This window comes from Luteibacter sp. P4_E6 (assembly GCF_056401535.1).
This window is the reverse complement of the sequence record NZ_JBFUJE010000080.1, coordinates 1-12,709: the sequence shown is the minus strand read 5'-3', so window position 1 is coordinate 12,709 and position 12,709 is coordinate 1. Positions and strand designations below refer to the sequence as shown.

Annotated in this window: 9 protein-coding genes; 2 read left to right on the top strand and 7 right to left on the bottom strand. The window is 64.3% G+C overall.

Going from position 1 to position 12,709, the window contains the following annotated elements; genetic code table 11:
• Together AC1DT2_RS07600 and AC1DT2_RS07595 are read right to left on the bottom strand one after the other, a co-directional pair.
• Positions 1-442, bottom strand: a 442-nt coding sequence (locus AC1DT2_RS07600; RefSeq protein ID WP_477295604.1) for a homocysteine S-methyltransferase family protein, incomplete at its 3' end; no start/stop codon positions are given.
• Positions 443-455: 13 nt separating this feature from the next.
• Entirely contained in the window at positions 456-1,382 is a 927-nt protein-coding gene (locus tag AC1DT2_RS07595) for an ArsR/SmtB family transcription factor (protein ID WP_477295602.1), read from the bottom strand.
• 165 nt (positions 1,383-1,547) lie between these two features.
• Here AC1DT2_RS07595 and AC1DT2_RS07590 point away from each other — a divergent pair, with 165 nt between their 5' ends.
• Positions 1,548-2,714 (top strand): acyl-CoA dehydrogenase family protein, encoded by a 1,167-nt coding sequence (locus tag AC1DT2_RS07590; RefSeq protein ID WP_331709626.1) that lies wholly within the window; start codon positions 1,548-1,550, stop codon positions 2,712-2,714.
• Between the two features lie 65 nt (positions 2,715-2,779).
• Here AC1DT2_RS07590 and AC1DT2_RS07585 read toward each other — a convergent pair whose 3' ends face one another.
• The 5 genes from AC1DT2_RS07585 to AC1DT2_RS07565 form a co-directional block, all read right to left on the bottom strand.
• Positions 2,780-3,190, bottom strand: coding sequence for a hypothetical protein (locus AC1DT2_RS07585; protein ID WP_477295600.1), 411 nt, complete (start codon positions 3,188-3,190; stop codon positions 2,780-2,782).
• Positions 3,141-3,434: a BrnT family toxin gene (locus AC1DT2_RS07580; protein ID WP_477295598.1), complete on the bottom strand. Its 294-nt coding sequence runs from the start codon at positions 3,432-3,434 to the stop codon at positions 3,141-3,143. Before AC1DT2_RS07580 ends, AC1DT2_RS07585 begins: the two co-directional genes overlap by 50 nt.
• 286 nt (positions 3,435-3,720) lie before the next feature.
• Positions 3,721-7,044 (bottom strand): multidrug efflux RND transporter permease subunit, encoded by a 3,324-nt coding sequence (locus AC1DT2_RS07575; protein ID WP_477295596.1) that lies wholly within the window; start codon positions 7,042-7,044, stop codon positions 3,721-3,723.
• 11 nt (positions 7,045-7,055) lie between these two features.
• Positions 7,056-8,303, bottom strand: a complete 1,248-nt coding sequence (locus tag AC1DT2_RS07570) for an efflux RND transporter periplasmic adaptor subunit (RefSeq protein ID WP_477295594.1) — start codon at positions 8,301-8,303, stop codon at positions 7,056-7,058.
• Positions 8,300-8,956, bottom strand: a complete 657-nt coding sequence (locus AC1DT2_RS07565) for a TetR/AcrR family transcriptional regulator (protein ID WP_477295592.1) — start codon at positions 8,954-8,956, stop codon at positions 8,300-8,302. The genes AC1DT2_RS07570 and AC1DT2_RS07565 overlap by 4 nt, the downstream gene beginning before the upstream one ends.
• A 268-nt stretch (positions 8,957-9,224) precedes the next feature.
• Here AC1DT2_RS07565 and AC1DT2_RS07560 point away from each other — a divergent pair.
• A partial coding sequence (locus AC1DT2_RS07560; RefSeq protein WP_477295590.1) for an NAD-glutamate dehydrogenase occupies positions 9,225-12,709 on the top strand: 3,485 nt, incomplete at its 3' end.

Here is a 12,709-nt window from a genome sequence, read left to right as displayed (position 1 = left end):
AGCGCGGCCGGTCCGGCGTCAGCGCGGTCATGGCATCGCAGGCTTCGCGCGCGATGCGGGCGCCCTCGCGGTTGAGCTCAGGGACCAGGTGCTCGAGGTGGTAGTCGGCCTGGCTCACGCGCGTGGCGTTGAAGGTATTGGTTTCGACGAAGTCCGCGCCGGCTTCGAGATAGGCCATGTGCACGCCGCGGATGATCTCCGGCTGGGTCAGCAACAGGAGATCGTTGTTGCCTTTGAGGTCGCACTCGCCGGGGTGGTCGTGGCTGTGTTCGTGGCGGCTGTCGAGGCCACCGGAAAAGCGCTCGCCACGGTAGCCGGATTCATCCAGCTGGTGGCCTTGCAACATGGTGCCCATGCCGCCGTCCAGAATCATGATCCGTTCGGACAGAGCCTTCTCGATAAGGGCGACGCGGTCGGGGTGGAGCCAGGGTAGGGTGCTCATCGGCGGTCTCCGGTCAGGGCTTGCGTGCGAGCAGGCTGATCACTTCGAAATGCGGCGCGCGGCGCTCGCGGCTGAGGCGTTCGCAGCTGACCACGTCGAGGCCAGCCGCCGTCGCCATGGCGACCAGGCCCTCGCAGGTGAAGCCGAGGTTGCGATGGTCGAACGGCTCGATCACGGCGCGGTGCTCGTGCTCGCCCAGGGTCGACACGAGAAGTCGTCCGCCCGGCTTGAGGACGCGCGTCACCTCGGCAAAGACGGCCTCGGGCCGCTCCGCATAAGTAAGGGCGTGGAGCAGCAGGACAAGATCGAAACGATTGTCTTCCAGGTCGAGAGCGTGCATGTCGCCCGTACGCACGTCCACATTGGTGAAGCTGGCCAGGCGCAAGCGGGCGGCATCCACCACGCGCTCCGAACTGTCGACGCAGACGATGGAATGGGCGTGCGGCGCGAGCAGCTCCGCGGTGACGCCATCGCCGGAAGCGATGTCCAGTACGTCGCCGGTGGCGAGCAGCTGGAGCAGGGAGCGGGCGAGGGTTTCCCAGGTGCGGCCGGGTGAGTAGTGGCGCTCCATGTCGCCCGCGACGGTATCGGCCCAGCCTTCGGTGCGCGCCCGCTGGGCGAGGACGGCTGGAAGGCGCTCTGCATCCTCGCGGAGCAGGGCGTCGCTCAGGGTGTCGCGCAGGGAGGCGACGAGGGCGGCCAGGGTAGGATCGGCCTCCGCGTTGGCCCGATAATAGGCGGACACGCCGGCCCGGCGGTCGCGTACCAGCTCGGCTTCCTTGAGCTTGGCCAGGTGGGTGGACACGCGTGGCTGGGCCAGGTGCAGCACGGAGGCCAGTTCGGCCACAGTCAACTCCTCGCGATCCAGCAGGGCGAGCAAGCGGACCCGCGTGGGGTCGGCCAGCAGGCGAAGCACGGTGGAGGCCGTCGACAAATCCATGCCGAATCCTTTTATCGCGATAGAGAGATACATAAGGATGGGGCCGCGCCGCGCCAGCGTCAAGGCCGATGTTGCAGTGCATGGAGGCAATGGCTCGAACGGCCGTTAGAATGGGCGGCTTGTCTCTACCCCAAGACTTGCCGACCGTCAGGGCCGGCCCGAGGAATGCTCATGGATTTCCGTTTTACCGACGACCAACTGTCGATCCAGTCCATCGCGCGCGACTTCGCCCAGAAGCGCATCGTCCCTGTCGCCGCCGAACACGACGCGAAGGGTGAATTCCCGCTGGAGAACATCCAGGAAATGGGTCAGCTGGGCCTGATGGGCATCGAAGTGCCTGAAGAGTACGGCGGCGCAGGCATGGATCCGGTGGCCTACGTGCTGGCCATGGTCGAGATCGCCGCGGCCGATGCCGCCACCTCGACCATCATGTCGGTGAACAACTCGTTGTTCTGCAACGGCATCCTGAAGAACGGCACCGAAGAGCAGAAGCAGAAGTACGTGCGCGCCATCGCTTCGGGCGAAGCCATCGGCGCCTACGCGCTCACCGAGCCGCAATCGGGCTCCGATGCGTCGAACATGCACACCCGCGCCGTGAAAAACGCCGAGGGTGACTGGGTGATCAACGGCAAGAAGAGCTGGATCACCTCCGGCCCGGTGGCCCGCTACATCGTCCTGTTCGCCGTGACGACGCCGGGGATGGGTGCCCGTGGGGTGTCGGCCTTCATCATCGACACCAAGCGCCCGGGCTTCATGGCCGGCAAGACCGAGCCGAAGCTCGGCATCCGCGCCTCGGCCACCTGCGAAATCGAGTTCCACGACTACGTGTGCCCGGCCGACGACATGCTCGGCGCCGAAGGCAAGGGTTTCGGTATCGCCATGGGCGTGCTCGACGCCGGCCGTATCGGTATTGCCTCGCAGGCCATCGGTATCGCCCGCGCCGCGTACGAAGCCACCCTGGTCTGGTCGCGCGATCGCAAGGCCTTCGGCCACCCGATCGGTACGTTCCAGATGACCCAGTCGAAGATCGCCGACATGAAGTGCAAGCTGGATTCGGCGCTCTTGCTGACCCTGCGTGCGGCATGGACCAAGGCTCAGGTCGAGAAGACCGGCGGGCGTTTCGGCACCGAGGCTTCGATGGCCAAGCTGGTCGCGTCGGAAGCCGCCATGTGGATTACCCATCAGGCCGTGCAGATTCACGGCGGCATGGGTTACTCGAAGGAAATGCCGCTGGAGCGTTACTTCCGCGATGCGAAGATCACGGAGATCTACGAGGGTACGAGCGAGATCCAGCGTCTGGTGATTGCGCGTGCGGAGACGGGGTTGCGCTGAGGCGCGTCTAGCTACCTCTGGCTAAGCACACGAAAACCCCGGTATCGCCGGGGTTTTTTTATGGATTAGGCGGCAGCGACTGAGAGTTTGCGGGCTTCCGGCATGAGCGCTTCGAGACTGGGACCGTTGCCGGTTATCAGCGCGACGGCGTACGGCGCCATCTCCGGCATGTCGCTTAAGTCGAGAAAGTTATCCTCCATGGCGGCGACTCTTGCGATCATTTCTGGTAGCAAGCGTTCAATGCTGTCGAAGGGACCGCCGGCAAGCTCGCGCTCTCGGGCTTCAGCCATGAGGCGTCCTAGCAAGTTGCCAGGCCCTGTGCTGAGCCAAAGGGCGTCCGGAGGGGTTTCAGGGCTGTCGCTGAAATCGATGGGACGGCCTACAAGCGCATTGAGTTCCGCGATTTGCTCGGCTGTAGGCTGAGCATCAGGATCCAGCGTGAAAGTGACGATTTTTCCAGTATCCAAGTGATTCATTGCGGGTTGCCTCTCGGGCTGAGATAAGACGAATGGTCCGGCCGCGCCATGTGTACACGATGAAGAGCAATCTGTCGGCGGCGAGGGCGACAATACGAGACCGTTCTTCGTCGCCGCCGTCGCGACGTGGGATCTGGCGGTAGTAAGGATCGGAGAAGGCGAGGCAGGCGTTGTCAAAGGAGACGCCGTGTTTCGATATGTTCGAGCGGGCTTTCGCGGCATGCCATTCGAAGTTCAGGGCCATCGCTGGCCCCGGACGAACATGGAACTACGTTCAGTGGGTGGGTGGGAATAGAAGGATTCTGAATTTTCTTCCATGGTGATGTCCGTGTGTCCGGATCACCGAGGGTCGATTCAGTCGTTTTTGCGTTATGTCGGGCGGAAGAGGCGGGGAGGGTAGGTGGCTTCTTTTGAGTTGTGAGGGGCCGGGGCGGAGAGCATCGCCGATGAATCGGCTCCTACAACAAGCAAAAAAACGAGCAAAAAAAAGCCCGGCTTTCGCCGGGCTTCTTCGTTATCGATGTCGCTTGTTACGTTCGATCCGTTCCGCGATGCGAGTCCGAATCGAAGGCCCTCACATCACCGACGTTCGGTGCGTGCGGCTCGAGGTTGGTCGGACCACCATCGTGCGGACCGTTGCCACCACCACCGTGCGGATCGTTGTCGTCATCATGACCGACGTGCGGCATCGTGTGCGAGACCTCGTCGAGCTTGTCGCCCAGCATGCGGCGAACGCTGACGTAGAACACCGGAATCAGCAGCAGGCCGAGGAAGGTGGCGAAGAGCATGCCGCCGATGACGCCCGTGCCGATCGAGTGGCGGGAGTTCGCACCTGCACCCGTGGAGATCACCAGGGGGAACACGCCGAGGATGAAGGCCAGCGAGGTCATCAGGATGGGGCGCAGTCGCAGGCGGGCTGCCTCGACCACACCGTCGCGCAGGGTCTTGCCTTCCTGCTGCTTCTCCACCGCGAACTCGACGATCAGGATGGCGTTCTTCGCTGCCAGGCCGATGACCGTGATCATGCCGATCTTGAAGTAGATATCGTTCGGCAGGCCACGCAGCATCGAGGCGACGACCGTACCGAGGATGCCGAGCGGCACCACCAGCAGGACGGCGACCGGGATGGACCAGCTCTCGTACAGCGCGGCAAGGCAGAGGAACACGATCACGATCGACAGCGCCAGCAGCATCGTCGACGAGTTGCCGGAGAGGATTTCCTGGTACGACTGGCCTGTCCAGTCATAACCGAAGCCCTTCGGCAGCTTGTCGTTCACGATGCCTTCGACGACACCCATCGCCTGGCCGGTGGAGAACCCGGGGGCCTCGTTACCGACGATTTCCACGGCCGAGTAACCGTTGTAGCGGTTGAGCGTCGGTGCGGCCATCGTCCAGTTCGAATGCACCACGGTGGACAGCGGGATCATCGAGCTGTCTGTAGTGGTGGACGCGCTGGCAACGGAGGAGCCCGTCGTGGCCGATGTCGAGGTGGAGGACGCCAGGGTGCTGGGCGTGAAGATGTGTGCGAAGGCATCCGTACCCATGCGGTACGGCGCATCCGCCTGCAGCATCACGCGCTTCACGCGACCGCCGTACTGGAAGTCGTTGATGTACACCGGGGCCAGCGTGAGCTGGATCGCGGTATAGATATCGCTGACGTTCAGACCCATGGTCTGAGCCTGGGTGCGGTCCACGTTCAACTGCAGCAGCGGTGCATCTTCCAGCGTGTTCGGACGGATGCCTACCAGGGCCTTGTTCTGCGCGGCCGCGCCGAGCAGGGCATTGCGGGCCTGGGTCAGTTCCGCGCGCGACTGGCCGGCACGTGCCTGCAGGTACATGTCGATACCGCCGAACTGCGACAGGCCGCGGATCGTGGGCAGGTTGACCACGAAGATCGTGGCATCGCGCACGCCCTGCATCTTGCCGTTCAACTGCTGGATGATCTGGGTGGCCGTGTAGTCACGGGTGTCCCAGTCCTTCAACTTGATGAAGGCCATACCGACGTTTTCACCGGTACCCACGAAGCTGAAGCCGGAGATCGCGAACACGCCCTCGATGGACGGATCCTTGAGAACGATACCTTTCACGCTGCTCATCACATGCTCGGTACGAGCGATGCTCGAACCCGGCGGCAACTGCACGATGGCCAGCGCGTAACCCTGGTCTTCGTCGGGGACGAAGCTGGTCGGCAGCCTGGCGAACAGGAAGCCGCAGAGTACGGCGATCAGGACGAACACGATCATCCAGCGCGGGGCGTGACGAATCGCGCCGCTGATATGGCCGGAGTAGGTGTGCTGGACCTTGTCGAAGACCTGGTTGAACTTGCGGTAGACAACGTTCTTCCGCTCGCCGTGCGTCGGCTTGAGGATCGTCGCGCAAAGCGCCGGCGTGAACGAGAGGGCGAGGAAGGCCGAGAAGCCCATCGACACCGCGATCGTCAGCGCGAACTGCTTGTAGATGATGCCCGACGCGCCCGGCTGCAGGGCCGAGGGCACGAACACCGCCGCGAGCACCACGGTGATCGCCACGATGGCACCGGTGATCTGGCCCATCGCCTTACGCGTGGCTGCCGGGGGCGACAGCCCTTCTTCCGACATGATGCGTTCGACGTTCTCGATCACCACGATCGCGTCATCGACCACGATACCGATGGCCAGCACCATGCCGAACAGGGTGAGCTGGTTGATGGTGAAGCCGAGCGGCGACAGACCCAGGAAGGTGCCGAGCAGGGCCACCGGGATGACCAGGGTCGGGATGATCGTGGCGCGGAAGTTCTGCAGGAACAGCAGCATCACCAGGAAGACGAGGATGATCGCCTCGACCAGGGTATGCACCACTTCCGTGATCGAGATTGTCACGAACTGCGTCGTGTCGTACGGGGCGAACCAGGTGACGCCGTCCGGGAAGCTCTTGGCGAGGTCCGTCATCTTGGCGCGGACGGCGTTGGCGACGTCCAGCGCGTTCGCGCCGGGCAGCAGCTGCACACCGAACGAGCCGGTGGGCGTGCCGTTCCACTGGGCATTGAAGCCGTAGGTCTGCGGCCCGAGCTCGACGCGTGCGACGTCCTTGAGGCGGACCACGGTGCCGTCGTTGTTCGCGCGCAGGATGATGTTGGAGAACTCTTCCGGCGAGGTGAAGCGGCCTTCCGCGGACACCGTGGCACTGAAGCCCTGGCCGTTGGTGGCCGGATCGGTACCGATGGAGCCGGCGGCGAACTGCACGTTCTGCGTGCTGAGCGCGTCACGCAGGTTCGTGGCCGACAGGCCGTAGCCACGCAGCTTGTCCGGGTTGAGCCAGACGCGCATGCCGTATTCGGCACCCAGCTGGCGCGTGCTGCCCACGCCCGGGATACGGGCGATCTGGTCGAGCACCTGCGAGGAGACGATGTCGGTCAGTCGGTTACCGTCGATCGCCGGATTGTTCGAGGTCAGCGCGACGAACATCAGGAAGTCGGGGTTGGACTTGGCCACCACGACGCCCTGCTGGGTCACTTCCGCGGGCAGGCGAGGCGTCGCGAGCGACACCTTGTTCTGCACCTGGACCTGGGCGATGTCCGGATCCGTACCGGTCTCGAACGTCAGCGTGACGGTCGCCGTGCCGCTGGAGCTGGAGGCGGAGCTGAAGTAGAGCAGGTGATCGATACCGGTCAGCTGCTGCTCGATCACCTGCGTCACGGTCTTTTCGGTCGTATCCGCACTCGCACCCGGGTAGGTCGCGGTGACGACGACCTGTGGCGGGGCGATGTTCGGGTACGACTCGATACCCATGTTGAGCAGGGAGATCGTGCCGCAAAGGCTGATCAGGATCGCCACGACCCACGCGAAGATGGGGCGGTCGATGAAGAAAGTCGGCATGGGTAACTCCCTTACTGCTTACCGGCGGGGGCGGCCGACGAGGCTGCCTTTGCCGGAGCGGGGGCGCCGGGAGCACCGGCGTCCTGCGTGGCCTTGGCCGGGGACGGGTTCACCGGCGCGTTTTCCTTCGCCTTGGCGAGGCCGTCGACGATGATCTTGTCGCCCGGCTTGAGGCCACCGGTCACGACCCAGTTCCCGCCACTGATGCGGTCGGCGACGATCGTGCGGCGCACGGCGGCCGACGGGATGGTCTTCTCTTCGCCCGTCTGCGGATCCTTTGCCTTCGCCTCGCCGACGACCAGCACATAGGCGCTGCCCGGATCGCGCAGCACGGCCGCCTGGGGAACCAGGTAGACGTTATGCAGGTTGCCCAGGTTGGCCTTGACCGTCACGAACTGGCCCGGGAGCAGGCGTACATCGGGATTGGCGAGCTGGGCGCGCAGGTTCACCGTGCCGGTCTGTGGGTTCACCGTGGCCGAGGAGAAGTCGAGCATGCCCTTCTCGCTGTAGTCCGAGCCGTCCGGTAGCTGGATGCTCACCGTGGACTTGTCGGTCGGCGACAGCGTGGCGTCTCCCGAGGCGGCAGCGCGACGCATGGTGTCGAGGTCGGTGACCGACATGCTGAAGTTCACGTAGAGCTGGTCGATCTGGTCGACCTGGGTCAGCAGGGTGGTGTCACCCTGGCCCACGAGGGCGCCCTCGGTGACCTGCTGCTGCCCGGCGCGGCCGTCGATCGGCGAGACCACGTCGGTGAAGCCGAGGTTGATCCGGGCTGCCTGGACGTTGGCTTCCGCCTGCTTCACCGCAGCATCGGCGGTGCGCTGGGCGGCCTCGGCGGTGTCCAGATCCTGCCGGGACACGTAGTTCTTGCCGATAAGGCCGCGGTTGCGGTCAGCGGTGGCCTTGTTGTTGGCCGCCGTCGCTTTCGCCGAGGCCAGCAGGGCGAGCTGCGAGTTCAGTTCGGCCGTAAGCGGCTGCGGGTCGATCTGGAACAGCTTCTGGCCGGCCTTCACATCCGTGCCTTCGACATAGAGTCGCTTCAGCAGGATGCCGGGTACGCGGGCGCGTACGTCGGCAGTCCGCAGGGCCGAGATGCGTCCGACCTGATCCTGGATCAGGGGAACGGTCTGCGGCTGGGCGCTGATGATGCCGACCGGGGCCGGGGGCGGCGCCGGTGGTGCTTCCTGCTTGTGGCAGGCGGCAAGCGCGGCGGCGAGGCCGAGGGCTAGCAGGGGGGTGCGCAGGGGCAGGGGATTCATGAGAACTCCGTTCCTATTCCAGGTTTCTTTGTCGTAAGCGCCGTGGCATCCGGGAGGATGTCGTACGCATGCATAAATACAGTTACCGCGTGTCGCGCCCAGTCGTCCTGTGCCTTTTGTCCCCTCGCATGGATGCCGAAGAGGCGGCGATCCCCTTCGAGCCCGTGAAGCATGGAAAGGAACAGTTCCGCGGCGACCTCGGGGTCCTCGCGGCGCATCGTTCCATGGTCCATCGCTTCAGCCATGCAACCGGCCAGCCGGGTCGCGACGGTATCGATCGCGGTCCGGAAAAACGTTCGCGCCGCGGCCGGGAACCGCGGGGCTTCCGCGATGAGCATCCGGCCCAGCGCCACGTGTACCTGGTCTGTCACGTAGGTCTGGTGCGCCCTGGCCAGCGCGATGAGCGTGTTGCTCAGGCCGCGACTTTCCGGGGTGAGGGTGGCGTGCAGGGGTAAGACAAGTTGTTCGACGGCAGCGTGGAACAGGGTGTCCTTATTTTCGAAGTGCGCATACACAGTTTGCTTGGACACGCCCGCCTCGCGTGCCACGGCGCCCATGCTGACGCGGTAACCGTCACGCAGGAATAACGCACAAGCCGCCTGGAGCACCCGTTGCTGACGATCGGAAGTCGGCCGGGGATCCAGGTTCGTCATTTCGTATACCTGCTGGACTATACCGTCCAGTTTAGAATCTCCCTCGGACCACCGTCAACGGTCATGAACAACATTCGCGTGCGAATTGTTGCGTTGCACTCCGGCGCGGGTGGGGAACATGCACGCTTCGCCTCGTGGGAGGTTGTGCAATATGTCGCGGCGCACTGAAAAAGCGCCAACGACGAGTACGCGATGGTGTGGCTACATGCCATGGGTGAGAGCTATGCTTTGACGGTTTTCCTCTCTCTCCCCACATCGATATCCGCCCATGAATGCGATTCGCGCCGCAGCAGACGGCCAGTTCCACGCCGTTGTTTTCGATGAACTGAAGAAGATCGGCTACCCCGCAGAGCGCCTCAACGAGGCGCGCTTTTTTATCGAAGCTTTTTTCGAGCGCATCGCGCCGACCGATTACGCGCTGCACGCGCCGGATCGCTGGGCTGCCCTGATCGCCGATCTGCTCACCTTCGCGCGCGAGCGCCAGGCGGGCAAGGCCAAGGTCCGCGTCTATAATCCCGGCGTTTCCGGCAGCCGCGCGGTGATCGAGGTCGTCACCGACGACATGCCCTTCCTGGTCGACACCGTTTCCATGGTGGCCGCCGCGCATGCGGACATTCAGGTCATCATCCACCCGGTCGTGCCGGTGGTCCGCTCCGCTGCCGGTCTGCTTGAAGCCATCGGCTCGGGTGAAAGCAGCGAGTCGATCATGCGTTTCGAGATCGACCGCCTCGATGACACCGAGCTGGATACGGTCAAGGCCAACCTCGAAACTGCCCTTTCTGACGTACGCGAGACGGTGGACGACTGGCGTGCGATGCGCGCCAAAATGAACGAGGTGGCCGACGACCTCGGTAAGCGCTCCCTGCCGTACACGGCGGACGAAGTGCGCGAAGCCACGGAATTCCTGCGCTGGGTCGCCGACAACCACTTCACCTTCATGGGTTACCGCGAATACGAAGTGGCCCACGGCGAGGGTGATGACGTCCTGAGGACGGTCGAGGGCTCGGGCCTGGGCATCCTGCGCGCGGCGGAGCGTTCGCTCGCACCGCGCTCGCTGCGCACCCTGGTCGCCAGCGAGCTGCCGCGCTCGGGTTCCACCGATGCGATCATCCTGACCAAGACCAATGCGCGCTCGCCGATCCACCGCGCGGGCTACATGGACTACATCGGCGTCCTCAAGTTCGACGAAAAGGGCCGCCCGGTCGCGGAGCAGCGCTTCCTCGGCCTGTTCTCGTCCAATGCCTATATGGCGCACCCGCAGCACGTGCCGCTGGTGCGCGACAAGTGCGAAGCGGTGATGACTCGCTCCGGCCTGAAGCAGGACTCGCATTCGGGCAAGGCGCTGCGCCATATCCTCGACACCCTGCCGCGCGACGAGCTCTTCCAGTGCAGCACCGACGAACTCTACGCCCTGGCCATCGGCCTGCTCGAGCTCGCCCAGCGCACGCGCACGCGCCTGTTCATCCGCCGCGACAGTTACGGTCGTTTCTTCTCCTGCCTGGTGTTCATTCCGCGCGACCGCTTTAATACGGCCGTGCGCGAGCGCGTGGAAGGCGTCCTGCGTGAAGCCTTCCATGGCGAGCATGTGGATTCCGCGGTGTTGATGGGTGAGGCGGCTCTGGTTCGCCTGCACGTGGTGGTTCGTCCCCGTATCGGCGACCACCCGGTCTACGACGCGGCCTCCATGGAGGCGCAGATCGCCTCGATCGCGCGCAACTGGAACGACGAGCTGCGCGACCGCCTGATCGAAACCGCCGGCGAACAGCAGGGCATCATCCTGGCCAATCGCTACGGCAAGGCGTTGCCTGCCGGATACGTGGACGAAGTGGCGCCACACGTGGCGGCCGCCGATGTGCGGGCGCTGGCTGGCCTGGATGGCCCCGACGCGATCAGCATGTCGTTCTACCATCCGCTGAACCGTCCGGAAGAACTGCGTTTCAAGGTCTACCGGTCCGGGTCCGATATCGCGCTTTCCGAAGTGCTGCCGCAACTGGAAAACCTCGGCCTGCGCGTGCTTACCGAGCACATGTATGAACTGAAGCTCGCCGACAGCGCGCTGTTCATCCAGGACTTCGAAGTGCAGCCGGTCGACCGTCTCGCCTTCGATGTCGAGCAGGTTGGCTCGATCTTCGAGGATGCCTTCGAGCAGATCTGGCGCGGCAATGCCGAGAATGACGGCTTCAACCGTCTTGTCCTCGGTGCCAAGCTCGGCTGGCGCCAGGTGGCTATCCTGCGCAGCTACACCAAGTACCTGCTGCAGACCGGCGTCGCCTTCTCGCAGGCGTACATGGAAGATGCACTCAATCACTACCCGGCTATCGCTGGCCTGATCGTCGAGTTGTTCAACGCACGCTTCGACCCACGCCGCGAAAGCCTCGACCCCGCCGAGCGCGAGCGCGCGGAAAGTCTGCTTTCGCACGAGATGCATGCGCTCATCGGACCGGAAACGCTGGCCACGCAGCCGGGCCTGATCGGCAATCTCGTTTCGTCGCTCGGCCGTCCGCGCGCCGAGCAGGCCACGGCGGTCGAAGAAGCCCTCAACGCGCTGCTGGATAACGTTTCCAGCCTCGACGAAGACCGCATCCTGCGCAGCTTCATCTCGCTGATCCACGCTACCCTGCGCACGAACTTCTTCCAGCTGTGGGACGGCGCGTACCGTCCGTACCTGAGCTTCAAGTTCGATTCGCACCAGGTGCCCGAGCTGGCCAAGCCGGTGCCGTTCCGCGAAATCTTCGTCTATGCACCGCGCGTGGAAGGCATCCACCTGCGCTTCGGCTCGGTCGCACGGGGTGGCCTGCGCTGGTCCGATCGCCGCGAGGATTTCCGTACGGAAGTCCTTGGCCTGGTCAAGGCGCAGATGGTGAAGAACACGGTCATCGTGCCGGTCGGCTCGAAGGGTGGCTTCTTCGTGAAGCGTCCGCCCGTGGGTGGCGATCGCGATGCGCAGCTGGCCGAGGGTATCGCCTGCTACCGCATGTTCATCAACGGCCTGCTCGACATCACCGACAACCTGGTCGAGGGCAAGGTGGTTCCGCCGCACGACGTGATTCGCCACGACAACGACGACCCCTACCTGGTGGTCGCCGCGGACAAAGGCACGGCCACGTTCTCCGATATCGCCAACGCGATCTCGACCGAGCACGGTTTCTGGCTCGACGACGCCTTCGCCTCCGGCGGTTCGAACGGCTACGACCACAAAGGCATGGGCATTACGGCCAAGGGTGCCTGGGAGTCGGTCAAGCGCCACTTCCGCGCGCTGGGCCGCGATTGCCAGACCGAAGACTTCACCGTGGTCGGCGTGGGTGACATGTCGGGCGATGTGTTCGGCAACGGCATGCTGTTGTCGGAGAAGATCCGCCTGTTCGCCGCGTTCGATCACCGCCACATCTTCCTCGACCCGAATCCGGACGCGGCGAAGTCCTTCGTCGAGCGCCAGCGTATGTTCGCGCTGCCGCGTTCCTCGTGGGACGACTACGACAAGTCGCTGATCTCGGCAGGTGGCGGCGTGTATCCGCGCAGCGCCAAGTCGGTGCCGGTGTCGCCGGAAATCAAGGCTGTCCTCGGCATTCGTAGCGACGCCACGCACATGGCGCCGACCGACCTGCTTTCGGCGATCCTGAAGGCGCCGGTAGACCTGCTCTGGAACGGCGGCATCGGCACCTACGTCAAGGCCACCAGTGAAACGCATGCCGACGTGGGCGACCGCGCGAACAATGCGCTGCGCGTGAACGGCAACGAGCTGCGCTGCAAGGT